Raw genomic sequence first — 23,495 nt, 5'->3', positions numbered from 1 at the left:
CAAAATCAGGGTTCTCCTGATTTTTTGCTAGCTGGAGGAGATTAAATTAATGTTGAATAAGATAAGAGACTATTTAGACTTTGCTGGTTTGCAGTACCGTAATCCTGATAAAGCGGGAGAAGAACGAGAGAAAATGATGGCATTTCGCCACAAAGGTCAAGAGGCCAGAAAGGCTTTTACAGAGTTAGCCAAAGCCTTTCAAGCAAGCCATCCAGAATGGCAACTCCAACAGACTAGCCAGTGGATGAACCAAGCGCAGCGCTTGCGACCACACTTCTGGGCTTATATACAGCGTGAGGGGAAAGTGACAGAACCTATGTTGGCTCTTCGTTTGTATGGAAGTCCTTCTGATTTTGGAGTCTCACTAGAAGTCAGTTTCATCGAGCGCAAGAAAGATGAGCAAACTTTAGGAAAGCAGGCCAAGGTCCTAGAAATTCCAACCGTTAAAGGGATTTATTATCTAGCCTACTCTGATGGTCAAAGTCAACGGTGGGAGGCGAACGAAGAAAATCGTCAAATTTTAAGAAATAAACTATCCAATCAGGAAGTCCGAAAAGTGTTAGTTAAAATAGATGTCCCTATAACAGAGAATTCATCTGAAGAAGAAATCGTAGAAGCCCTACTGAAATCTTATGATAAAATTCTTCCATTTTATCTAGCTACGAGAAACTAAGCTAATCATTAAAATATCATAAATCATACAGTCCAAGAGTGAACAGTCCGCTGTGTAATTCTTGGTCTTTTTGTTTACGCTTTCAAATTATATAATAAACCTACAAAAACAATTCAAAAGGAGAACAATTATGGAAGTCATTTCAAGTGTTCTAAATTGGTTTTCTAGCAATATTTTGCAGAATCCCGCATTTTTCGTAGGTTTATTGGTGTTGATAGGATACGCACTTTTGAAAAAACCTGCCCACGACGTTTTCTCAGGGTTTGTTAAAGCAACAGTAGGGTATATGTTGCTCAATGTGGGTGCAGGTGGTTTGGTTACAACCTTCCGTCCGATCTTAGCAGCCCTTAACTACAAATTCCAAATTGGTGCAGCGGTTATCGACCCTTACTTTGGACTTGCTGCAGCAAACAACAAAATTGCAGCAGAGTTTCCAGATTTTGTTGGAACTGCAACTACAGCTCTATTGATTGGTTTCGGAATAAATATCTTGCTCGTAGCTCTTCGCAAGATCACGAAGGTAAGAACCCTCTTTATTACTGGTCACATCATGGTACAACAAGCTGCAACAGTATCTCTTATGGTTCTATTCTTAGTACCACAATTGCGCAATGCTTACGGTACAGCAGCGATTGGTATCATCTGTGGACTTTACTGGGCAGTTAGTTCAAATATGACTGTTGAAGCAACTCAACGCTTGACTGGTGGTGGCGGATTTGCGATTGGTCACCAACAACAATTTGCAATCTGGTTTGTAGATAAAATAGCAGGACGCTTTGGTAAGAAAGAAGAAAGCCTAGATAATCTTAAATTGCCTAAGTTCCTCTCAATCTTCCACGATACAGTTGTTGCATCTGCTACCTTGATGCTCGTATTCTTCGGAGCCATTCTTTTAATCTTGGGTCCAGACATTATGTCTAATAAAGAAGTCATCACTTCAGGAACTCTATTCAATCCGGCTAAACAAGATTTCTTTATGTACATTATCCAAACAGCCTTCACCTTCTCAGTTTACTTGTTCGTTTTGATGCAAGGTGTCCGCATGTTCGTATCTGAGTTGACAAATGCCTTCCAAGGTATTTCAAACAAATTATTGCCAGGTTCATTCCCAGCGGTTGACGTTGCAGCTTCTTATGGATTTGGTTCTCCAAACGCTGTCTTGTCTGGATTTGCCTTTGGTTTGATTGGTCAATTGATTACAATTGTCTTGCTTATCGTCTTTAAAAACCCTATCCTTATTATTACAGGATTTGTACCAGTGTTCTTTGATAATGCAGCAATTGCAGTTTACGCTGATAAACGTGGTGGATGGAAAGCGGCTGTTATCCTATCCTTCATCTCAGGTGTCCTCCAAGTTGCTCTAGGAGCTCTCTGTGTAGCCCTTCTCGACTTAGCATCTTACGGTGGTTACCATGGAAATATCGACTTTGAATTCCCATGGCTTGGATTTGGATATATCTTCAAATACCTCGGTATTGTCGGTTATGTACTTGTATGTCTCTTCTTGCTTGTTATTCCTCAACTTCAATTTGCCAAAGCAAAAGATAAAGAAAAATACTACAACGGTGAAGTTCAAGAAGAAGCATAGTTTTTAGAAAAGGAGAAAATAAAATGGTTAAAGTATTAGCAGCGTGTGGAAATGGAATGGGTTCATCTATGGTTATCAAGATGAAGGTTGAAAATGCCCTCCGTAAGCTTAATCAAACAGAGTTTACAGTCAATTCATGCAGTGTCGGTGAAGCAAAAGGTTTAGCAGCAGGCTATGATATCGTAATTGCTTCTCTTCATTTGATCCAAGAATTGGAAGGCCGCACTAATGGGAAGTTAATTGGCCTTGACAACTTGATGGATGATAAAGAAATCACTGAAAAACTCAGTCAAGCACTACAGTAAAAGGTTGGAGGGGGATGGACAGAAACTGAGAGTTATCGTTTCTGTTCTTCTCCCTCTTTAAATAAAGGAGGCAGATATGAATTTAAAACAAGCTTTAATTGAAAACGACTCGATTCGACTAGGTTTAGAAGCCAAAGACTGGAAAGAAGCAGTCAAGGTAGCAGTAGATCCCTTGATTGAAAGTGGAGCAATTTTGCCAGAGTATTACGATGCTATTATCCAATCGACTGAAGAGTATGGCCCATACTATATCTTAATGCCAGGTATGGCTATGCCCCATGCTAGACCTGAAGCTGGAGTGCAAAGAGATGCCTTTTCATTGATCACCTTACAAAATCCTGTTGTATTTTCAGATGGGAAAGAAGTTTCAGTTTTGTTGGCACTAGCAGCAACAAGCTCAAAAATTCACACAAGTGTAGCCATTCCACAGATTATTGCCTTGTTTGAATTAGAAGATTCTATCGCACGTTTACAGGTTTGCCAGACTAAGGAAGATGTCTTGACGATGATTGAAGAATCTAAGGATAGCCCTTATCTCGAGGGATTGGATTTGGAAAGTTAGAAAGAGGAATAAAGAGATGACAAAAAGAATACCTAATTTACAAGTTGCATTAGATCATTCAGACTTGCAAGGAGCGATTAAAGCAGCTGTTTCTGTTGGTCAGGAAGTAGATATTATCGAAGCTGGAACTGTTTGCTTATTACAAGTTGGAAGTGAACTGGTTGAAGTCTTGCGAAGCCTTTTTCCAGATAAGATTATTGTGGCAGACACAAAATGTGCCGATGCTGGTGGAACAGTTGCCAAAAATAATGCCGTTCGTGGTGCCGATTGGATGACTTGTATCTGTTGTGCAACTATCCCTACTATGGAAGCGGCTCTAAAGGCTATCACGGCTGAACGTGGAGACCGAGGCGAAATCCAGATTGAACTTTATGGCGATTGGACTTTTGAACAAGCTCAGCTTTGGCTAGATGCTGGTATCTCACAAGCTATTTATCATCAATCTCGTGATGCACTTCTTGCTGGTGAGACTTGGGGTGAAAAAGACCTTAATAAGGTTAAAAAACTCATCGACATGGGCTTCCGTGTGTCTGTAACAGGTGGTCTAGATGTAGATACTCTCAAACTATTTGAAGGCGTTGATGTCTTTACCTTCATCGCAGGTCGTGGAATTACAGAAGCTGCGGATCCAGCAGGAGCAGCGCGTGCCTTCAAGGATGAAATCAGACGAATTTGGGGGTAAACCATGGCACGTCCAATTGGAATTTATGAAAAGGCAACCCCGACACACTTTACTTGGCTAGAACGTTTAAATTTTGCCAAGGAGTTAGGCTTTGATTTTGTAGAGATGTCTATTGATGAACGTGACGAGCGTTTAGCAAGACTGGACTGGAGCAAGGACGAGCGTTTGGAAGTTGTCAAAGCAATCTATAAAACTGGTGTTCGTATTCCTTCTATCTGTTTTTCAGGCCATCGTCGCTACCCATTGGGATCAAATGATCCAGTTATAGAGGAAAAATCTCTAGAACTCATGAAAAAATGTATTGAATTAGCCCAAGACTTGGGAGTTCGTACTATTCAATTAGCTGGTTACGACGTTTATTATGAGGAAAAGTCACCCCAGACACGCCAACGTTTTATCAAAAATTTGAGAAAAGCTTGTGACTGGGCTGAAGAGGCTCAGGTGGTACTTGCTATTGAAATTATGGATGATCCTTTCATCAATAGCATCGAAAAATACTTGGCTGTAGAAAAAGAGATTGACTCTCCCTACCTTTTTGTATATCCAGATATTGGGAATGTGTCTGCATGGCATAATGATGTCTATAGTGAGTTCTATCTAGGTCACCATGCTATCACAGCTCTCCATCTCAAGGATACTTATGCAGTGACAGAAAGTTCAAAGGGGCAGTTCCGAGATGTACCTTTTGGGCAAGGTTGTGTCAAATGGGAAGAAGCTTTCGATATTTTAAAGCAAACCAATTATAATGGTCCTTTCCTAATCGAAATGTGGTCTGAAAATTGTGAAACTGTAGAAGAAACACGCGCAGCCATTCAAGAGGCACAAGCTTTTCTCTATCCACTAATTAAGAAAGCAGGTTTGATGTAAGATGAATCAAGTAATTAATGCTATGCGTAAACGAGTCTGTGATGCCAATCAATCATTGCAAAAACATGGACTTGTCAAATTTACCTGGGGCAATGTATCGGAAGTCAATCGTGAACTCGGTGTCATTGTTATCAAACCATCAGGCGTAGATTATGACGAATTGACACCTGAAAACATGGTGGCAACTGACCTGGATGGCAAGGTTCTAGAAGGAGATTTAAGACCATCTTCGGACCTTCCAACTCATGTGCAGTTATATAAGGCTTGGCCAGAGATTGCTAGTGTGGTCCATACCCATTCGACAGAAGCTGTTGGTTGGGCTCAGGCAGGTCGTGATATTCCTTTCTATGGAACAACCCATGCAGATTATTTCTACGGTTCAATCCCTTGCGCTCGTAGTTTGACCAAAGATGAAGTAGAAGTAGCCTATGAAAAAGATACTGGCTTGGTTATCGTAGAAGAATTTGAGCGTCGTGGTCTCAATCCTGTTGAAGTACCAGGTATTGTTGTACGCAATCACGGTCCATTCACTTGGGGAAAAAATCCAGAGAATGCTGTTTATCACTCTGTCGTACTAGAGGAAGTATCAAAGATGAATCGCTTTACAGAACAAATCAATCCAAGAGTTGAACCTGCTCCTCAGTACATTCTAGAAAAACACTACCAACGTAAGCATGGACCAAATGCTTATTACGGTCAAAAGAAATAAGAAATTGAATTGAAAAGAGGCTAGGAACTTTCGATCCAAGCCTCGCTTTTGTAATTGTAAGTATTCGTTATTAAGAGACTACTGTTGATAATTGAAATGCGTTAGTGAATGTGATACTATTATAAAGTTGTTTTCAAGGCAGTTGATTGATAGAGGAGTATGAAATATGGTACTGGATAAGGCAAGTTGTGATTTACTTCAATATTTGATGGATCAAGAAACGTCCAAAACGATTATGGCGATTTCAAAAGATTTGAAAGAGTCAAGAAGGAAAATTTATTATCACATTGACAAAATCAATGCTGCTTTGGGTGACGAGGCGCTTCATATCATTAGTATTCCACGAATTGGTATTCACTTAACGGAAGAGCAGAGAGATGCTTGTTGTGAACTATTATCGGAAGTAGATTCGTACGATTATATCATGAGTGCGCATGAACGTATGATGATAATGTTACTATGGATAGGTATTTCTAAAGAACGTATTACGATTGAAAAATTGATGGAGTTAACAGAGGTGTCTAGGAATACTGTTCTCAATGATTTGAATAGTATTCGTTATCAACTAACTTTGGAACAATATCAGGTGACCTTGCAAGTGAGCAAGTCACAGGGATACCATCTTCATGCCCACCCTCTTAATAAAATTCAGTATCTTCAATCGCTTCTATATCATATTTTTATGGAAGAAAATGCCACTTTTGTATCTATTTTAGAAGATAAGATGAAAGAGAGGTTAGATGGTGAGTGTTTGCTTTCTGTTGAAATGAACCAATTTTTTAAGGAACAGGTTCCTTTAGTTGAACAAGATTTAGGGAAGAAAATAAACCATCATGAAGTAACTTTTATGTTGCAGGTTCTACCTTATTTGCTGTTAAGCTGTCATAATGTTGAACAGTATCAAGAAAGACATCAGGATATAGAGAAAGAATTTTCTTTGATAAGAAAAAGAATAGAGTATCAGGTATCTAAGAAATTAGGAGAGCGGTTGTTTCAAAAGTTTGAAATTTCTTTGTCAGAACTTGAAGTTTCTCTTGTAGCTGTTCTTCTCCTCTCCTATCGTAAAGATTTGGATATTCATGCAGAAAGTGATGATTTTCGGCAATTAAAACTTGCTTTAGAAGAATTTATCTGGTATTTTGAATCACAAATCCGAATGGAGATTGAGAACAAGGATGATTTGTTAAGAAATTTGATGATCCACTGTAAAGCCTTGTTATTTAGAAAGACTTACGGTATTTTTTCTAAAAATCCTCTAACAAAACAAATTCGATCCAAGTATGGAGAATTATTTTTAGTCACTAGAAAATCTGCGGAAATTCTAGAAGGAGCATGGTTTATTCGGCTAACAGACGATGATATTGCCTATTTGACGATTCATATTGGAGGATTTTTAAAGTATACACCATCATCTCAAAAAAATATGAAAAAAGTTTATCTCGTTTGTGATGAAGGTGTTGCGGTTTCGAGACTTTTGCTGAAACAATGCAAACTTTATTTTCCAAATGAGCAAATTGGCACTGTATTTACAACAGAACAATTTAAGAGTGTGGAAGATATTGCACAAGTTGATGTAGTGATTACTACTAATGATGATTTGGATAGCAGATTTCCGATTTTAAGAGTTAATCCTATCCTTGAAGCAGAAGATATTTTGAAAATGCTAGACTATCTTAAACACAATATATTTCGTAATGAGAGCAAAAGTTTCAGTGAAAATCTTTCTAGTCTTATTTCGTCTTATATTGTAGACAGCAAGTTGGCTAGTAAGTTTCAAGAAGAGGTTCAAACACTTATAAATCAAGAAATAGTAGTTCAAGCTTTTTTGGAAGATATTTGAAGGACAGTCCAATGATGAACACAAACCTGTGTTTTTCTTGGTCTTTTTTAGTGTTTTGAAGGGTGGTATACTAATCTCAAAGATAACAATTATATCCAAAGGAGGCAACATATGCCAAACGTCAAAGAAATTACAAGAGAGTCATGGATTTTAGCTACTTTCCCAGAGTGGGGAACATGGTTGAACGAAGAAATCGAAGAAGAAGTCGTACCTGAAGGCAACTTTGCCATGTGGTGGCTAGGCAACTGTGGTACTTGGATTAAGACACCAGGTGGTGCTAACGTTGTCATGGACCTTTGGTCAAACCGTGGAAAATCAACCAAAAAAGTGAAAGATATGGTTCGTGGACACCAAATGGCCAATATGGCAGGTGTTCGTAAATTGCAACCAAACTTGCGTGTTCAGCCAATGGTTATCGATCCATTTGCTATTAACGAGTTAGACTACTATTTGGTTTCACACTTCCATAGTGATCATATTGATCCTTATACAGCTGCAGCAATTCTCAACAATCCTAAGTTAGAGCATGTTAAGTTTATCGGCCCTTACCATTGTGGACGAATCTGGGAAGGATGGGGTGTTCCAAAAGAACGTATCATCGTTGTTAAACCAGGTGACACTATCGAATTAAAAGATATGAAGATTCATGCAGTAGAATCATTTGACCGTACTTGCTTGGTAACTCTCCCAGTGAACGGTGCTGATGAGACAGGCGGTGAACTTGCTGGCTTAGCTGTTACAGATGAAGAAATGGCTCAAAAGGCTGTTAACTATATCTTTGAAACACCAGGTGGAACCATCTATCATGGTGCAGATTCTCACTTCTCAAACTATTTTGCAAAACATGGCAAAGACTTTAAAATTGATGTTGCTTTGAATAACTATGGTGAAAATCCAGTAGGTATCCAAGATAAAATGACATCTATCGACCTTCTTCGTATGGCAGAAAATCTGCGTACCAAAGTCATTATCCCAGTTCACTATGATATCTGGTCTAACTTCATGGCTTCTACTAATGAGATTCTAGAACTTTGGAAAATGAGAAAAGATCGTTTGCAATACGATTTCCATCCATTTATCTGGGAAGTTGGCGGTAAGTACACTTATCCTCAAGATCAACACTTAGTAGAATACCATCATCCACGTGGATTTGACGACTGCTTCGAGCACGACTCTAATATCCAATTCAAGGCTCTGCTCTAATTATTTGAGAAGATTTGGAAGGGATTTGCCTTGCTAGTCCAAATAGATTTTCAATAGCTATAAAACACGTAAATAAGATTATCCGTATGTTGCGATATGCGGATAATTTTCATATAATAGAAATAGATAGAAAATGCGCGAGGTACTTGCCCCGTTGTCAAATATGAAAGGAAACTCTATGTCAAATTTATCTGTCAATGCCATTCGCTTTTTAGGAATTGATGCCATTAATAAAGCCAACTCAGGTCATCCAGGTGTGGTTATGGGAGCGGCTCCAATGGCTTATAGCCTCTTTACAAAACAACTTCGTATCAATCCAGCTCAACCAAACTGGATTAACCGTGACCGCTTTATTCTTTCAGCAGGACATGGTTCAATGCTTCTTTATGCCCTTCTTCACCTTTCTGGTTTTGAAGATGTTAGCATGGATGAAATCAAGAGCTTCCGTCAATGGGGTTCAAAAACACCAGGTCACCCAGAATTTGGTCATACAGCAGGAATTGATGCTACAACAGGTCCTCTAGGTCAAGGGATTTCAACTGCTACTGGTTTTGCCCAGGCAGAACGTTTCTTGGCAGCCAAATATAACCGCGAAGGCTACAATATCTTTGATCACTATACTTACGTTATCTGTGGAGACGGAGACTTGATGGAAGGTGTCTCAAGCGAGGCAGCTTCATACGCAGGCTTGCAAAAACTAGACAAGTTGGTTGTTCTTTATGATTCAAATGACATCAACTTGGATGGTGAGACAAAGGATTCCTTTACAGAAAGTGTTCGTGACCGTTACAATGCCTACGGTTGGCACACTGCCTTAGTTGAAGATGGAACAGACTTGGAGGCAATCCAAGCTGCTATCGAAACAGCTAAAGCTTCAGGCAAACCATCTTTGATTGAAGTGAAGACTGTTATTGGATACGGTTCTCCAAACAAACAAGGAACTAATGCTGTACACGGTGCTCCTCTTGGAGCAGATGAAACTGCAGCAACTCGTCAAGCCCTTGGTTGGGACTACGAACCATTTGAAATTCCAGAACAAGTATATGCTGATTTCAAAGAACATGTTGCAGACCGTGGCGAATCAGCTTATCAAACTTGGACTAAATTAGTTGCTGACTATAAAGAGGCTCATCCAGAACTGGCAGCAGAAGTAGAAGCCATCATCGATGGACGTGATCCAGTTGAAGTAACTCCAGCAGACTTCCCAGCCTTAGAAAATGGCTTCTCTCAAGCAACTCGTAACTCGAGCCAAGATGCCTTGAATGTTGTGGCAGCTAAGTTACCAACCTTCCTAGGTGGTTCAGCTGACCTTGCTCACTCAAACATGACTTATATCAAAACTGACGGACTTCAAGACGATGCCAATCGCTTGAACCGTAACATTCAGTTTGGTGTTCGTGAATTTGCCATGGGAACGATCTTGAACGGGATGGCCCTTCACGGTGGACTTCGTGTATACGGTGGAACTTTCTTCGTCTTCTCTGACTATGTGAAGGCAGCTGTTCGCTTGTCAGCCTTACAAGGACTTCCTGTGACTTATGTCTTTACCCACGATTCAATCGCGGTAGGGGAAGATGGCCCAACGCACGAACCAGTTGAACACTTAGCAGGTCTTCGTGCTATGCCAAATCTAAATGTTTTCCGTCCAGCAGATGCGCGTGAAACTCAAGCAGCTTGGTACCTTGCAGTGACAAGTAAGAAAACTCCAACTGCCCTTGTCTTGACACGTCAGAACTTGACTGTTGAAGAGGGAACAGACTTCGACAAGGTTGCAAAAGGTGCCTATGTTGTCTATGAAAATGCAGCAGACTTTGATACCATCTTGATTGCGACAGGTTCAGAGGTTAATCTTGCTGTCTCAGCTGCCAAAGAATTGGCTAGTCAAGGTGCAAAAGTCCGCGTAGTCAGTATGCCATCTACAGATGTCTTTGATAAACAAGATGCAGCATACAAGGAAGAAATTCTTCCAAATGCAGTTCGTCGTCGTGTCGCAGTCGAAATGGGTGCAACTCAAAACTGGTACAAATATGTTGGACTAGATGGTGCCGTTCTAGGTATTGATACCTTCGGAGCCTCTGCTCCAGCACCAAAAGTATTGGCAGAATATGGCTTTACTGTTGAAAATCTTGTAAAAGTCGTTCAAAACTTGAAATAATCCTAAAAATCAGGGCGCAAGCTCTGGTTTTTCTTACTAGAAAAGCAAGGTACAATCTTGTAAAAGTAGCTGAAATTTGATATAGTAGTCCTATGTAAAAGACAAAGGAGAAGAAAATGAATCCAAATTATACATTTTTAATTATGCTTGTAGCGATGTTTGCCTTGATGTTCTTTATGCAACGCTCTCAAAAGAAACAAGCACAAAAACGTATGGAAAGCTTAAATAAACTACAAAAAGGCTATGAAGTGATTACAATCGGTGGACTTTACGGAACAGTCGATGAAGTAGATACTGAGAAGAGAACGATTGTTCTTGATGTAGATGGAGTTTACTTGACTTTTGAACTAGCTGCTATCAAGACCGTATTACCGCTGAAAGAAACAGCTTCACTAGAAGGCGCAATTGAAAAATAAGACGGGATTACTAACTCCCGTTTTTCTATAAAAGAAAGGAAATGGGATGAAAAAACTAGTCTTTGTCTGTCTGGGGAATATTTGCCGTAGTCCTATGGCTGAGTTTATTATGAAATCAATGGCAGATAATTATGAAATCCAAAGTCGAGCGACTTCTTCTTGGGAACATGGCAATCCGATTCATAGGGGAACTCAAGGGATTTTTCAACAGTATGAGATTCCTTACGACAAAACCAAAACATCGCTTCAGATTAGTAAGGAAGATTTTGAAGCCTTTGATTATATTATCGGAATGGATGCTTCAAATGTTTCTGACTTACGTCAGATGTGTCCAGTAGACTGTCAAGATAAGATTTACTCATTTGCATCTGAAAGTGTTCCAGATCCTTGGTATACAGGAGATTTTGAGGAAACCTATCAGCGTGTTCAAGAGGGTTGTCAAGCATGGTTAGAACGTTTAGAGAAGGAGAGTGAAGATGGAAAATCTTAAGAATTTTTACGAAAAGTATCGTGTCTATCTGACTCGTCAACGTTTAGAGCTTTTGGCAGTAGTTACGATTGTTTTTTGTGCTGTGCTCGTCTTTTTTCTAAATATTCCCGGAAAAGGTGTTCTAAAGCTTGATAATGGAACCATTGTTTACGATGGCAGTCTTGTACGTGGTAAAATGAATGGACAAGGTACCATTACCTTCCAAAATGGAGACCAGTATACTGGTGGTTTCAACAATGGAGCCTTCAACGGAAAAGGTACCTTTCAATCTAAAGAAGGCTGGACCTACGAAGGTGATTTTGTAAATGGTCAGGCTGAAGGAAAAGGGAAACTAACAACAGAACAAGAAGTTGTTTATGAAGGGACTTTTAAACAAGGCGTTTTTCAACAAAAATAAAGCCTCCTTATCAAAGGAGGTATTGTTAGCATCTAAAAGTAAGCGCTTACTAGAAAATCTATCTCTTTCCAAGCTCCTCTTCCAATCAAGCTTGTGAAATAAAAAATATTTGAAATTGATTTCACAAACTCTAACGAAAAAACTTGATAAGTAAAGAAAATGATAAAAAATTCACAAACAATAAAAAATTCTTTGTGAAATGTTTATGAAACTGTTTACAAAGTTGAAATAATGCGTTATAATAAACTTGTGAAAAAATTAACAAAGGATATCAATCCTTGAAAGCTATGGAGGAAAATATGGCTGATAAAAAAACTGTGACACCAGAAGAAAAGAAACTCGCTGCTGAAAAGCATGTCGACGGCTTGGTGCAAAAAGCTTTAGTTGCTCTTGAGGAAATGCGTAAACTCGACCAAGAACAGGTCGACTACATCGTAGCTAAAGCGTCAGTGGCAGCTTTGGATGCCCACGGAGAATTGGCTCTACATGCCTATGAAGAAACAGGACGTGGTGTATTTGAAGACAAAGCAACTAAGAACTTGTTTGCTTGTGAACACGTAGTAAACAACATGCGCCACACTAAAACAGTTGGCGTTATCGAAGAAGACGATGTAACAGGTTTGACTCTTATCGCTGAACCAGTTGGCGTTGTTTGTGGTATCACTCCAACAACAAACCCAACATCAACAGCAATCTTTAAGGCATTGATTTCATTGAAGACACGTAATCCAATCGTCTTTGCCTTCCACCCATCAGCTCAAGAATCATCAGCTCACGCAGCTCAAATCGTTCGTGATGCTGCGATTAAAGCAGGAGCTCCTGAAAACTGCGTACAGTGGATCACTGAGCCATCTATGGAAGCAACTAGTGCCCTTATGAACCACGAAGGTGTTGCGACAATCCTTGCAACAGGTGGTAATGCCATGGTTAAAGCCGCATACTCATGTGGTAAACCAGCTCTTGGGGTAGGTGCCGGAAACGTTCCAGCTTATGTTGAAAAAACAGCAAACATCCGTCAAGCAGCACACGATATCGTTATGTCTAAATCATTTGATAATGGTATGGTCTGTGCATCTGAACAAGCGGTTATCATTGATAAAGAAATTTACGATGAATTTGTAGCAGAATTCAAATCTTACCACACTTACTTTGTAAACAAAAAAGAAAAAGCTCTTCTTGAAGAATTCTGCTTCGGCGTGAAAGCAAACAGCAAAAACTGTGCTGGTGCGAAATTGAACGCTGACATCGTTGGTAAACCAGCAACCTGGATTGCAGAACAAGCAGGATTTACAGTTCCAGAAGGAACAAACATTCTTGCTGCAGAATGTAAAGAAGTTGGCGAAAATGAGCCATTGACTCGTGAAAAATTATCACCAGTTATCGCAGTTTTGAAATCTGAAAGCCGTGAAGATGGTATTACTAAGGCTCGTCAAATGGTTGAATTTAACGGTCTTGGCCACTCAGCAGCTATCCACACAGCTGATGAAGAATTGACTAAAGAATTTGGTAAAGCTGTTAAAGCTATTCGTGTTATCTGTAACTCACCTTCTACTTTCGGTGGTATCGGGGACGTTTACAATGCCTTCTTGCCATCATTGACACTTGGATGTGGTTCTTACGGACGCAACTCAGTTGGGGATAACGTTAGTGCCATTAACCTCTTGAATATCAAAAAAGTCGGAAGACGGAGAAATAACATGCAATGGATGAAACTTCCTTCAAAAACATACTTTGAACGTGATTCAATTCAATACCTTCAAAAATGTCGTGACGTTGAACGTGTCATGATCGTTACTGACCATGCCATGGTAGAGCTTGGTTTCCTTGATCGTATCATCGAGCAACTTGATCTTCGTCGCAATAAGGTTGTTTACCAAATCTTTGCTGATGTAGAACCAGATCCAGATATCACAACTGTAAACCGTGGTACTGAGATTATGCGTGCCTTCAAACCAGATACAATCATTGCTCTTGGTGGTGGATCTCCAATGGATGCTGCTAAAGTAATGTGGCTCTTCTACGAACAACCAGAAGTGGACTTCCGTGACCTTGTTCAAAAATTCATGGATATCCGTAAACGTGCCTTCAAATTCCCATTACTTGGTAAGAAGACTAAATTCATCGCAATCCCAACAACATCTGGTACAGGATCTGAAGTAACACCATTTGCCGTTATCTCTGATAAAGCAAACAACCGCAAATACCCAATCGCTGACTACTCATTGACACCAACTGTGGCAATCGTAGACCCTGCCTTGGTATTGACAGTTCCTGGAGTTGTTGCTGCGGACACTGGTATGGACGTATTGACTCACGCGACTGAAGCTTACGTATCACAAATGGCTAGCGACTACACTGACGGACTTGCACTTCAAGCCATCAAGCTTGTATTCGAAAACCTTGAAAGCTCAGTTAAGAATGCAGACTTCCACTCACGCGAGAAAATGCATAACGCTTCAACAATCGCTGGTATGGCCTTTGCCAATGCCTTCCTAGGTATTTCTCACTCAATGGCTCATAAGATTGGTGCGCAATTCCACACAATTCACGGTCGTACAAATGCTATCTTGCTTCCATACGTCATCCGCTACAACGGTACACGTCCAGCTAAGACAGCAACATGGCCTAAGTACAACTACTACCGTGCAGATGAAAAATACCAAGATATCGCACGCATGCTTGGACTTCCAGCTTCTACTCCAGAAGAAGGTGTGGAGTCTTACGCAAAAGCTGTCTACGAACTTGGTGAGCGCGTAGGTATCCAAATGAACTTCAAAGCACAAGGTATCGACGAAAAAGAATGGAAAGAACATTCACGTGAATTAGCCTTCCTTGCTTACGAAGACCAATGTTCACCAGCTAACCCACGCCTTCCAATGGTTGACCATATGCAAGAAATCATCGAAGATTCTTACTATGGCTACAAAGAAAGACCAGGACGCCGTAAATAATTGTTTATCAGCCTAGAGGCAGGGAATCCCTGTCTCTTTTTTTGTAATTCTATTTGAAAAATGGTATAATCATCGCATATATTTATTTGAAAATCAAATCTTTTATAATCATGCGAGGGGCAAATGAACAAGATAAATGAGTTAGGGGATAAAGTGCGACTTTTAAGAGAGGAGAAAGGACTTAGTCGTCCAGTTTTTTGTGGGGATGAGTCTGAATTATCAGTGCGTCAGTTGGTGAGAATCGAAAAAGGAGAATTTCGACCGACTATAAAAACACTAGAATATATTGCAGATAGATTAGAAATTCCATCCTACGTCTTGATGCCAGATTATAAGGAACTGCCTAAACGCTACCAAGAATTAAAGTACTTTCTTTTACATCACCCTGACTATGGAGACAAGGAGTTGCAAGAACAAAAGGAAGAATATTTTGATGAGATTTTCGAGTGTTTTTATGATGACCTGCCCCGTGATGAGAAGATGATAGTGGACTGCCTTCAGGCAATAGATGCAGTGAGAGCGACTAGTAATTCTTTATACGGAAGTGGTGTGATTGAGGACAGTCTTCAAGACTTACTATCCAGAGATGTATATAAGGCTGAGGAATTGTTGAAATTGAGACTGTATTTTCTTTGTCAGTTAATGGATGGTTTAAACGAGGGTGAGATAAAAAAGTCTGAGCATGAAACTATTCTTTATTTTCATGACAAATTAAGTTCTCAGGTTGATAAGATAGAGTTCGATTGTTTGGACTTACTTAGAGACTCCTTGTTAGCTTCTTTAACTTGTATAGAGGTTATGGGGTTGCTTCATTATTTTAAGAGGGCAGTCGAGACCTTAAATAAAATAGGGCAAAAAACACGAGATTTTCAAAAACAACCGATTGTCTTGATGGTGGAGTGGAAATATTATATTCAGATGGATTATGATACAGCCAAACAAAAGTATGAAGAAGCAAAAATGATGGCAAGGATGTTTGGCAATGGGAAGTTACTCGTTAGTTTAGATAATGAATGGGCCGAGGATCTAGAAAGATATCGTTAAAGAGTTTATAGGAGTGACATTTCTGTCATTGAGGGAATGCCGCTTTTTTGTTACAATGAATTTTACTTGATATACATCCAGAAGCAAACTAGGCAATAGAGAGAAAACTCTAAGTAGTAGGCCCATAGGGGAAATCAGTGCTGATGTAGCTTGAAGGATTTTCTATCAGTATGGTGTATGACGATAACAGTTTTAAACAAGGGGGAAAGAATGTCTATTTTATCCATTAAAAATATTTCAAAGTTTTACACTTTGGACGGTAAACATCAAGAACAGGCTTTAAAGAATATTAACCTGCAGATTGCAAAAGGTAAAATTACAGCGATTTACGGTCCATCAGGCTGTGGCAAAACTAGCTTGCTAAACATTATCAGTGGTCTAGATAGACAATATGAAGGAGTTTTAGAATTTAAAGGGGAATCCCTCCGTGACTTATCAGAGATTGAACTAACTCAATTTCGTAAAGATAAGATTGGATTTGTGTTTCAAAACTTTAACCTCATTCCTCATCAGTCTGTCTTGGACAATGTCAAGCTACCTCTCTATGTCAAAGATTTATCTGACAGGGAGATGACAATGATTGCAAAGGAGCAATTAAGTAACTTGGGCATGGAGCCTTTTATGGCTAAAAATGTTAAACAGCTTTCTGGCGGGCAAAAGCAACGTGTAGCAATCGCGCGTGCACTGGTAAATCAGCCTGATATGATTGTAGCAGATGAGCCAACGGGTTCGCTGGATTCTCAATCCCAAGAAATGGTATTGGAAGTATTCAAAAATTTAGCCCAAACAGGGAAAACAGTACTGATTGTAACCCATAATCCAGAGGTTGCTGAATATGCAGACGTGATTATCAAAATGAAGGATGGTGAAGTCGTTGAAGAAGTCAAAAAATAAAGGATTATCATTGAAAAATAAATTCAAACTTTCTTTAAATAACTTTATGGAAAGAAAGTGGCGTAACTTATTGATTGCGCTAGCAACCTCAATCGGTTTTGTAGGAGTCTTAATTTCTTTCGGCTTGGGAAATGCATTGATTTCGATGATTGATGAAAATACGAATGGAGGTCAAATCCCTTCTCAAGTTCAGATTGCTTTAAACACAAAAAATGTTGGACGAGGCTTTTTGAACCAAGATGATAAGAACTATATCACGGATACAGTTGGGAAAGAAGCTATTAAATATTTGGAGAGTCCTTTTGGGATGACCATGTCAAATATTACTATAGATGGGCAAGAAATGGATCTGAGTCAAACGATGCCTTCTTATGCTCAAGTAGTGAGTCTCTATGAGGATACAAGTATCTCTGTTAGTAGTAATGAGACGGACAAAGTGTTGGCTGGATCCCTCTATACTGATACAAATGAACAGGGCTTGACGATTCCAAGCAGTTTACTAAAAAATTGGAATGAGCAGACAGGGAAAAATCTGACAGCTGCTGATCTTATTGGCAAACCAGTCTCAGCCAGCATTGTGGAAAATGCTGCCGAAGCTAGCAAAATTGCTCAATTTCAAACGAAGATTGTACGTGTAATCAATGATGAAGATGACATGGAGGACAGCAACAGTTTCATGTCGGCTCATCAAATGGAAACGATTTTGAAAGAAGCTGGATTTACAAAAGCTGTATCTTATTTTATCTTGGAACTCAAAGATCCATCACAGACAAAAGTGGTAACAGAAGAACTACAGAAAAATAAGAAGTATACTGTGCTTTCTCAACAGAAGGTTCTTGATATTGTGATTACCTTTATTCGTGTCATTCAGGGATTATTGATTGTACTTTCATCACAAGCTATTGTGGTAGCAGCGGTCATGATTGGTATCATTATTTACATCAATATCATGCAGCGTTCTAAGGAAATAGGTGTCATGAAGGCAGTTGGTTATCAGAATCGTGATGTCAAAGGGATTTTTATTTACGAGGCTATCTGGATTGTAGGAATCGCCTTGCTATTGGCCTTTTTGGTAGCACAAGGGGTGGGAAGTTTGGCGAATGCGATTGTAAGTCACTTTTACCCATCCATCACTAAGGTTTTTGAATTAAATTTGTTATCTATTTTAGGAACTCTAGCTTTCGCTCTATTACTTGGTTATGTATCAGCTTACTTCCCGGCGCGTAAAATTAGTAAAATGGATCCTGTAGAATCGCTACGATATGAATAGTAAGGGATTCCTTGATTTATAGTCTTGAAAAGAAACTAACATAGAAAAACAATGCCCGTACTTGCAATTAAACTTAAATAGTTATATAATAGATTTGTTGAAAGGTGATTTGTAGTGATTCAAGTTACTCTTTTCACAATAAAAATTTCATGATTTTCATAAGGAGGAAATCACTAATGGTAGTTAAAGTTGGTATTAACGGTTTCGGACGTATCGGTCGTCTTGCTTTCCGTCGTATCCAAAACGTAGAAGGTGTTGAAGTTACTCGTATCAACGACCTTACAGATCCAGTTATGCTTGCACACTTGTTGAAATACGACACAACTCAAGGTCGTTTCGACGGTACTGTTGAAGTTAGAGAAGGTGGATTTGAAGTTAACGGTAAATTCATCAAAGTTTCTGCTGAACGTGATCCAGAACAAATCGACTGGGCTAACGACGGTGTAGAAATCGTTCTTGAAGCTACTGGTTTCTTTGCTAAGAAAGCAGCTGCTGAAAAACACTTGCACGCTGGTGGAGCTAAAAAAGTTGTTATCACTGCTCCTGGTGGAAACGACGTTAAAACAGTTGTATTCAACACTAACCACGACGTTCTTGACGGTACTGAAACAGTTATCTCAGGTGCTTCATGTACTACAAACTGCTTGGCTCCAATGGCTAAAGCTCTTCAAGATAACTTTGGTGTTGTAGAAGGATTGATGACTACTATCCACGCTTACACTGGTGACCAAATGATCCTTGACGGACCACACCGTGGTGGTGACCTTCGCCGTGCTCGCGCTGGTGCTGCAAACATCGTTCCTAACTCAACTGGTGCTGCAAAAGCTATCGGTCTTGTAATCCCAGAATTGAACGGTAAACTTGACGGATCTGCACAACGCGTTCCAACTCCAACTGGATCAGTTACTGAATTGGTAGCAGTTCTTGAAAAGAACGTTACTGTTGATGAAGTGAACGCAGCTATGAAAGCAGCTTCAAACGAATCATACGGTTACACAGAAGATCCAATCGTATCTTCAGATATCGTAGGTATGTCTTACGGTTCATTGTTTGACGCAACTCAAACTAAAGTTCTTGACGTTGACGGTAAACAATTGGTTAAAGTTGTATCATGGTACGACAACGAAATGTCATACACTGCACAACTTGTTCGTACTCTTGAATACTTCGCAAAAATCGCTAAATAATTCATGAGTCGATAGAAAAGCAAGGCCTTTGGTCTTGCTTTTCTTATATGGAAAAATGGATGACACAATCATCCATTCTTTTTTAATTCTTTTTCAAAAGTATCTGATAGGACAGTGAAGCTTAATTTCTCTAGAGTAAGCGGATGGGTAAAGGACAGTCGGAAGGCGTGGAGCATAAGCCGACTTGTTTTTGATTTACTATTATAGAGAGGGTCACCTAAAATAGGGAAATTATGATGCGAAAGGTGCACACGAATCTGATGGGTTCGCCCGGTCTTTAGTTTGCAACGAACCAAGGAAGTTTTGTTTGGGAATTGCTTTAATCTGCTTACATGCGTTTCAGCATATTGCCCATTTTTTGTATCAACTATTCGTTTTCTGCGGTCATGGCGATCACGTCCGATTTTGTCTTTGAAAACAAGTTCTTTGCTGTTGATATGTCCGTCGACCTGTGCCCAATATTCCCTAGAAATCTCTTTTTTCTCCAATAAGCGATTGAGAATGGGCAGGATAAAAGGATTTTTGGCAAAGAGAACCAAGCCACTGGTTTCCATGTCTAGACGATGAACGACATAGCAGGTTTGGCCAACATAGGCACTGACATGGTTAAGAAGGGCGATTTCGTTTGGCTGATTACCATGCGTTTTCATCCCCTCTGGTTTGTTGACAATAATCAAGTGTTGATCTTGATAAACCTCTTGAACGAGGTTTGGGTTGCCCCAAGGGATTTCTTTTTCGGGATAATCTTCCTTGTCAAAAGTTAACTGGCAAATATCTCCAGGATTCACCACCTCGTTCCAGCGAACTTCTCGCTGATTAATCAAAATGTGTTTCTTGATTCTCAAAAAATGCCGGATTTTTCTAGGGATGAGGAGTTGTTCCTCAAGTAATTGCTTCACCGTCATTTGAGGTAGAGAGGCGGGTAAAGTAAAAGTGAATTTCATACAGATATTGTAACAAAAAAAGCCCTATTTGGATAGGAAATAGCTAAATTCTTGTCTTCCTATGATGAAGATGATAAAATAAACGCATGAAATTAGATAAATTATTTGAGAAATTTCTTTCTCTTTTTAAAAAAGAAACAAGTGAACTAGAGGACTCTGATTCTACTAGCTTACGTCGCTCTCGTAGTGATCGAAAAAAATTAGCCCAAGTAGGTCCAATTCGAAAATTCTGGCGTCGCTATCATCTAACAAAGATTGTCCTTATACTAGGTTTGAGTGCAGGCTTGCTAGTTGGAACCTATTTGTTTGCTGTAGCTAAGTCAACCAATGTTAACGATTTGCAAAACGCCTTGAAAACTCGGACTATCATTTTTGACCGTGAAGAAAAAGAGGCTGGTGCCTTGTCTGGTCAAAAAGGAACTTATGTTGAATTGACTGATATCAGTAAAAATTTGCAGAATGCCGTTATTGCGACAGAAGACCGTTCTTTCTATAAAAATGACGGGATTAACTATGGTCGTTTCTTCTTGGCTATTGTCACTGCTGGACGTTCAGGTGGTGGCTCTACCATTACCCAACAGCTGGCTAAAAACGCCTATTTGTCGCAGGATCAAACTGTTGAGAGAAAAGCGAAAGAATTTTTCCTTGCCTTAGAATTAACAAAAAAATATAGTAAGGATCAAATTTTAACCATGTACCTTAACAACGCTTATTTTGGAAATGGTGTATGGGGTGTAGAAGATGCGAGTAAGAAATACTTTGGAGTTTCAGCATCAGAAGTGAGTCTGGATCAAGCTGCGACTCTGGCAGGGATGCTCAAAGGACCGGAACTGTATAATCCCTTGAATTCCTTAGAAGATTCGACTAATCGTCGAGATACTGTTTTACAAAATATGGTTGCAGCGGGTTATATTGATAAAAATCAAGAAACCGAAGCTGCAGGAATTGATATGGCTTCGCGATTACAAGATAAGTATGAAGGAAAAATATCAGATTACCGCTATCCTTCTTATTTTGATGCGGTGGTTAATGAAGCTGTTTCCAAGTATAATCTAACAGAGGAAGAGATTGTCAACAATGGCTATCGCATTTACACAGAGCTGGACCAAAACTACCAAGCAAATATGCAGGTTGTTTATGAAAATACCTCACTATTTCCGAGGGCAGAGGATGGAACGTTTGCTCAATCAGGAAGTGTAGCTCTCGAACCGAAAACAGGGGGAGTTCGTGGAGTTGTTGGTCAAGTTGCTGACAATGATAAAACTGGATTCCGGAATTTCAACTATGCAACCCAATCAAAACGTAGTCCTGGTTCTACAATTAAGCCTTTAGTTGTTTATACGCCAGCAGTTGAAGCAGGTTGGGCCTTGAATAAGCAGTTGGATAACCATACCATGCAGTATGACAGCTATAAGGTTGATAACTATGCAGGAATCAAAACGAGTCGAGAAGTTCCTATGTATCAAGCCTTGGCAGAATCGCTTAATCTACCTGCTGTTGCCACTGTTAATGACTTGGGTGTTGACAAGGCTTTTGAGGCCGGAGAAAAATTCGGACTCAACATGGAAAAAGTCGACCGTGTTCTTGGTGTTGCTTTGGGAAGCGGTGTCGAAACCAATCCTCTTCAAATGGCTCAAGCATATGCTGCCTTTGCAAATGAAGGTTTAATGCCGGAAGCTCATTTTATTAGTAGAATTGAAAATGCTAGTGGACAAGTTATTGCAAGCCATAAGAATTCACAAAAGCGGGTGATCGATAAGTCTGTAGCTGACAAGATGACCAGTATGATGTTGGGGACATTCACAAACGGAACAGGTATTAGTTCATCACCTGCAGATTATGTTATGGCTGGAAAAACTGGTACAACTGAAGCAGTTTTTAATCCGGTATATACAAGTGACCAGTGGGTAATTGGTTATACTCCGGATGTGGTGATTAGTCACTGGCTTGGTTTCCCTACCACTGATGAAAGCCACTATCTAGCAGGATCTACTTCAAACGGTGCAGCCCATGTCTTTAGAAACATTGCAAATACAATTTTACCTTATACGCCAGGAAGTACCTTTACAGTTGAAAATGCTTATAAGCAAAATGGAATTGCACCAGCCAATACAAGTAATCAAGTACAGAGTAACGAAACCAATCAGACGGATGATACCATTTCTGATATTAGAAGTCGTGCACAAAATCTGGTAGATGAGGCGAGTCGTGCTATATCAGATGCTAAAATTAAGGAAAAAGCACAAACAATATGGGATTCGGTAGTCAATCTATTTCGTTAAGATGCTTGTCAAAGCCTAGCTTTCTTGTTATAATAGATAAGATGGAGGCGTTATGGCACTAAAAAAAGCAAGCCTAGCTTGTGCGGTTTGTGGTTCTAGAAACTATTCAATCAAGATCAGTGGAAACCCCAAGCCAACACGACTAGAAGTAAATAAATTTTGTAAACATTGTGGTAAGTATACTACACACAGAGAAACGAGATAGGAGAGAGCGATGCGTTTTATTGGAGATATTTTTAGACTTCTTAAAGACACAACATGGCCAACTCGCAAGGAAAGCTGGAGAGATTTTCGTTCTATCATGGAATACACTGCTTTCTTTGTTGTGATTATTTATATTTTTGACCAGTTGATTGTTTCAGGTTTGATTCGATTTATTAACATTTTTTAGAAGAACTGTGGAGTTATTCCCGCTAAAAGTCTTCTATTATGAAAGGAAGTATCATGGATAGTTTTGATAAAGGATGGTTTGTCTTACAAACTTATTCTGGTTATGAAAATAAGGTAAAAGAAAATCTATTACAACGTGCACAAACCTACAATATGTTGGATAATATTTTACGTGTTGAAATTCCAACACAAACAGTGCAAGTTGAAAAAAATGGAAAGAGAAAAGAAGTAGAAGAAAATCGCTTTCCAGGTTATGTTCTTGTAGAAATGGTCATGACAGATGAAGCTTGGTTTGTTGTTCGAAACACACCAAACGTTACAGGCTTCGTCGGATCTCACGGAAATAGATCAAAACCAACTCCATTATTGGAACAAGAAATCCGTGATATCTTGGTTTCTATGGGACAAACTGTACAAGAGTTTGATATTGATGTCGAAGTTGGTCAAACTGTACGTATTATTGATGGTGCTTTTGCAGATTATACTGGTAAGATTACAGAGATTGATAACAATAAAGTAAAAATGATTATCTCTATGTTTGGTAATGACACAGTTGCAGAAGTAAACTTAAATCAAATTGCGGAATTATAACCCCTGAGAGAGGCATGTCCTCTCTTTTTTTGCGCAGTTGAGGAGGCGTAGAGAA

The 23,495-nt window shown here is 39.5% G+C and carries 23 protein-coding genes; 22 read left to right on the top strand and 1 reads right to left on the bottom strand.

Annotated features, from left to right (window positions below):
* Window positions 1–49: 49 nt before the first annotated feature.
* The 18 genes from ADG81_RS02190 to gap all read left to right on the top strand — a co-directional run bounded on the left by ADG81_RS02190 (window position 50) and on the right by gap (window position 19,233).
* Window positions 50–673, top strand: coding sequence for a hypothetical protein (locus ADG81_RS02190; RefSeq protein ID WP_049550775.1), 624 nt, complete (start codon window positions 50–52; stop codon window positions 671–673).
* A gap of 130 nt (window positions 674–803) precedes the next feature.
* Window positions 804–2,261, top strand: coding sequence for a PTS ascorbate transporter subunit IIC (locus ADG81_RS02185; RefSeq protein ID WP_000452073.1), 1,458 nt, complete (start codon window positions 804–806; stop codon window positions 2,259–2,261).
* Between the two features lie 23 nt (window positions 2,262–2,284).
* Entirely contained in the window at window positions 2,285–2,566 is a 282-nt protein-coding gene (locus tag ADG81_RS02180; protein WP_049550774.1) for a PTS sugar transporter subunit IIB, read from the top strand.
* A gap of 76 nt (window positions 2,567–2,642) precedes the next feature.
* Entirely contained in the window at window positions 2,643–3,128 is a 486-nt protein-coding gene (locus tag ADG81_RS02175) for a PTS sugar transporter subunit IIA (protein WP_049550773.1), read from the top strand.
* A 16-nt stretch (window positions 3,129–3,144) separates the two neighbouring features.
* Complete coding sequence (locus ADG81_RS02170; protein ID WP_049550772.1) at window positions 3,145–3,810, top strand: 3-keto-L-gulonate-6-phosphate decarboxylase UlaD; 666 nt, start codon at window positions 3,145–3,147, stop codon at window positions 3,808–3,810.
* A gap of 3 nt (window positions 3,811–3,813) precedes the next feature.
* A complete protein-coding gene (locus tag ADG81_RS02165) occupies window positions 3,814–4,677 on the top strand; it encodes an L-ribulose-5-phosphate 3-epimerase (protein WP_049550771.1) in 864 nt (287 codons plus the stop codon).
* A gap of 1 nt (window position 4,678) precedes the next feature.
* Window positions 4,679–5,386, top strand: a complete 708-nt coding sequence (locus tag ADG81_RS02160; RefSeq protein WP_033679598.1) for an L-ribulose-5-phosphate 4-epimerase — start codon at window positions 4,679–4,681, stop codon at window positions 5,384–5,386.
* A 166-nt stretch (window positions 5,387–5,552) separates the two neighbouring features.
* Window positions 5,553–7,226 carry a BglG family transcription antiterminator gene (locus ADG81_RS02155; RefSeq protein ID WP_000242091.1) on the top strand — a complete coding sequence of 558 codons (1,674 nt, stop codon included), beginning with the start codon at window positions 5,553–5,555 and terminating at the stop codon, window positions 7,224–7,226.
* Window positions 7,227–7,337: 111 nt separating this feature from the next.
* The gene (gene ulaG, locus ADG81_RS02150; protein ID WP_049550770.1) at window positions 7,338–8,429 is read left to right on the top strand and encodes an L-ascorbate 6-phosphate lactonase; all 1,092 of its coding nucleotides are present in this window, start codon (window positions 7,338–7,340) and stop codon (window positions 8,427–8,429) included.
* A gap of 178 nt (window positions 8,430–8,607) precedes the next feature.
* Window positions 8,608–10,584 (top strand): transketolase, encoded by a 1,977-nt coding sequence (gene tkt / locus ADG81_RS02145; RefSeq protein WP_049550769.1) that lies wholly within the window; start codon window positions 8,608–8,610, stop codon window positions 10,582–10,584.
* Between the two features lie 116 nt (window positions 10,585–10,700).
* On the top strand, window positions 10,701–11,000 hold the full coding sequence (yajC, locus tag ADG81_RS02140) for a preprotein translocase subunit YajC (protein ID WP_004257425.1): 300 nt from the start codon (window positions 10,701–10,703) through the stop codon (window positions 10,998–11,000).
* A 46-nt stretch (window positions 11,001–11,046) separates the two neighbouring features.
* Complete coding sequence (locus ADG81_RS02135; protein ID WP_049550768.1) at window positions 11,047–11,490, top strand: low molecular weight protein-tyrosine-phosphatase; 444 nt, start codon at window positions 11,047–11,049, stop codon at window positions 11,488–11,490.
* Window positions 11,477–11,887, top strand: coding sequence for an MORN repeat-containing protein (locus ADG81_RS02130; RefSeq protein ID WP_000429319.1), 411 nt, complete (start codon window positions 11,477–11,479; stop codon window positions 11,885–11,887). Before ADG81_RS02135 ends, ADG81_RS02130 begins: the two co-directional genes overlap by 14 nt.
* A gap of 299 nt (window positions 11,888–12,186) precedes the next feature.
* Entirely contained in the window at window positions 12,187–14,838 is a 2,652-nt protein-coding gene (adhE, locus tag ADG81_RS02125; protein WP_049550767.1) for a bifunctional acetaldehyde-CoA/alcohol dehydrogenase, read from the top strand.
* A gap of 123 nt (window positions 14,839–14,961) precedes the next feature.
* A complete protein-coding gene (locus tag ADG81_RS02120; RefSeq protein ID WP_020903611.1) occupies window positions 14,962–15,882 on the top strand; it encodes a helix-turn-helix domain-containing protein in 921 nt (306 codons plus the stop codon).
* A gap of 210 nt (window positions 15,883–16,092) precedes the next feature.
* Window positions 16,093–16,776 (top strand): ABC transporter ATP-binding protein, encoded by a 684-nt coding sequence (locus ADG81_RS02115; RefSeq protein WP_049550766.1) that lies wholly within the window; start codon window positions 16,093–16,095, stop codon window positions 16,774–16,776.
* Entirely contained in the window at window positions 16,745–18,046 is a 1,302-nt protein-coding gene (locus ADG81_RS02110; RefSeq protein WP_239668520.1) for an ABC transporter permease, read from the top strand. Before ADG81_RS02115 ends, ADG81_RS02110 begins: the two co-directional genes overlap by 32 nt.
* Before the next feature lie 176 nt (window positions 18,047–18,222).
* The gene (gene gap, locus ADG81_RS02105) at window positions 18,223–19,233 is read left to right on the top strand and encodes a type I glyceraldehyde-3-phosphate dehydrogenase (RefSeq protein ID WP_000260687.1); all 1,011 of its coding nucleotides are present in this window, start codon (window positions 18,223–18,225) and stop codon (window positions 19,231–19,233) included.
* 68 nt (window positions 19,234–19,301) lie between these two features.
* Here gap and ADG81_RS02100 read toward each other — a convergent pair whose 3' ends face one another.
* The gene (locus tag ADG81_RS02100) at window positions 19,302–20,177 is read right to left on the bottom strand and encodes an RluA family pseudouridine synthase (RefSeq protein ID WP_080978020.1); all 876 of its coding nucleotides are present in this window, start codon (window positions 20,175–20,177) and stop codon (window positions 19,302–19,304) included.
* 86 nt (window positions 20,178–20,263) lie between these two features.
* Here ADG81_RS02100 and pbp2a point away from each other — a divergent pair, with 86 nt between their 5' ends.
* Genes pbp2a through nusG form a run of 4 tightly spaced genes read left to right on the top strand, consistent with a single transcriptional unit; the run spans window position 20,264 to window position 23,440 of the window.
* Entirely contained in the window at window positions 20,264–22,459 is a 2,196-nt protein-coding gene (gene pbp2a, locus ADG81_RS02095) for a penicillin-binding protein PBP2A (protein ID WP_049550764.1), read from the top strand.
* Window positions 22,460–22,511: 52 nt separating this feature from the next.
* Window positions 22,512–22,664, top strand: a complete 153-nt coding sequence (rpmG, locus tag ADG81_RS02090; RefSeq protein WP_001809375.1) for a 50S ribosomal protein L33 — start codon at window positions 22,512–22,514, stop codon at window positions 22,662–22,664.
* A gap of 9 nt (window positions 22,665–22,673) precedes the next feature.
* Window positions 22,674–22,850 (top strand): preprotein translocase subunit SecE, encoded by a 177-nt coding sequence (gene secE, locus ADG81_RS02085; RefSeq protein ID WP_001210991.1) that lies wholly within the window; start codon window positions 22,674–22,676, stop codon window positions 22,848–22,850.
* A 53-nt stretch (window positions 22,851–22,903) separates the two neighbouring features.
* On the top strand, window positions 22,904–23,440 hold the full coding sequence (nusG, locus tag ADG81_RS02080) for a transcription termination/antitermination protein NusG (protein ID WP_000376740.1): 537 nt from the start codon (window positions 22,904–22,906) through the stop codon (window positions 23,438–23,440).
* Window positions 23,441–23,495: the final 55 nt, after the last annotated feature.

It is taken from the genome of Streptococcus pseudopneumoniae (assembly GCF_001070815.1).
Lineage (GTDB): Bacteria > Bacillota > Bacilli > Lactobacillales > Streptococcaceae > Streptococcus > Streptococcus pseudopneumoniae_P.
Note: the sequence above shows the minus strand (reverse complement) of the source record. Positions and strands in the feature narration are given on the sequence as shown.

What these genes read in the sequence shown, in the direction of transcription:
- ADG81_RS02115 (WP_049550766.1), top strand. Translation starts at nt 16,093, where the DNA reads ATGTCTATTTTATCCATTAAAAATATTTCAAAGTTTTACACTTTGGAC.
- ADG81_RS02165 (WP_049550771.1), top strand. Translation starts at nt 3,814, where the DNA reads ATGGCACGTCCAATTGGAATTTATGAAAAGGCAACCCCGACACACTTT.
- yajC (WP_004257425.1), top strand. Translation starts at nt 10,701, where the DNA reads ATGAATCCAAATTATACATTTTTAATTATGCTTGTAGCGATGTTTGCC.
- ADG81_RS02120 (WP_020903611.1), top strand. Translation starts at nt 14,962, where the DNA reads ATGAACAAGATAAATGAGTTAGGGGATAAAGTGCGACTTTTAAGAGAG.
- ulaG (WP_049550770.1), top strand. Translation starts at nt 7,338, where the DNA reads ATGCCAAACGTCAAAGAAATTACAAGAGAGTCATGGATTTTAGCTACT.
- tkt (WP_049550769.1), top strand. Translation starts at nt 8,608, where the DNA reads ATGTCAAATTTATCTGTCAATGCCATTCGCTTTTTAGGAATTGATGCC.
- nusG (WP_000376740.1), top strand. Translation starts at nt 22,904, where the DNA reads ATGGATAGTTTTGATAAAGGATGGTTTGTCTTACAAACTTATTCTGGT.
- ADG81_RS02110 (WP_239668520.1), top strand. Translation starts at nt 16,745, where the DNA reads ATGGTGAAGTCGTTGAAGAAGTCAAAAAATAAAGGATTATCATTGAAA.
- ADG81_RS02170 (WP_049550772.1), top strand. Translation starts at nt 3,145, where the DNA reads ATGACAAAAAGAATACCTAATTTACAAGTTGCATTAGATCATTCAGAC.
- gap (WP_000260687.1), top strand. Translation starts at nt 18,223, where the DNA reads ATGGTAGTTAAAGTTGGTATTAACGGTTTCGGACGTATCGGTCGTCTT.
- rpmG (WP_001809375.1), top strand. Translation starts at nt 22,512, where the DNA reads ATGGCACTAAAAAAAGCAAGCCTAGCTTGTGCGGTTTGTGGTTCTAGA.
- ADG81_RS02130 (WP_000429319.1), top strand. Translation starts at nt 11,477, where the DNA reads ATGGAAAATCTTAAGAATTTTTACGAAAAGTATCGTGTCTATCTGACT.
- ADG81_RS02155 (WP_000242091.1), top strand. Translation starts at nt 5,553, where the DNA reads ATGGTACTGGATAAGGCAAGTTGTGATTTACTTCAATATTTGATGGAT.
- ADG81_RS02185 (WP_000452073.1), top strand. Translation starts at nt 804, where the DNA reads ATGGAAGTCATTTCAAGTGTTCTAAATTGGTTTTCTAGCAATATTTTG.
- ADG81_RS02190 (WP_049550775.1), top strand. Translation starts at nt 50, where the DNA reads ATGTTGAATAAGATAAGAGACTATTTAGACTTTGCTGGTTTGCAGTAC.
- adhE (WP_049550767.1), top strand. Translation starts at nt 12,187, where the DNA reads ATGGCTGATAAAAAAACTGTGACACCAGAAGAAAAGAAACTCGCTGCT.
- ADG81_RS02100 (WP_080978020.1), bottom strand. Translation starts at nt 20,177, where the DNA reads ATGAAATTCACTTTTACTTTACCCGCCTCTCTACCTCAAATGACGGTG.
- ADG81_RS02175 (WP_049550773.1), top strand. Translation starts at nt 2,643, where the DNA reads ATGAATTTAAAACAAGCTTTAATTGAAAACGACTCGATTCGACTAGGT.
- pbp2a (WP_049550764.1), top strand. Translation starts at nt 20,264, where the DNA reads ATGAAATTAGATAAATTATTTGAGAAATTTCTTTCTCTTTTTAAAAAA.
- ADG81_RS02135 (WP_049550768.1), top strand. Translation starts at nt 11,047, where the DNA reads ATGAAAAAACTAGTCTTTGTCTGTCTGGGGAATATTTGCCGTAGTCCT.
- secE (WP_001210991.1), top strand. Translation starts at nt 22,674, where the DNA reads ATGCGTTTTATTGGAGATATTTTTAGACTTCTTAAAGACACAACATGG.
- ADG81_RS02180 (WP_049550774.1), top strand. Translation starts at nt 2,285, where the DNA reads ATGGTTAAAGTATTAGCAGCGTGTGGAAATGGAATGGGTTCATCTATG.
- ADG81_RS02160 (WP_033679598.1), top strand. Translation starts at nt 4,679, where the DNA reads ATGAATCAAGTAATTAATGCTATGCGTAAACGAGTCTGTGATGCCAAT.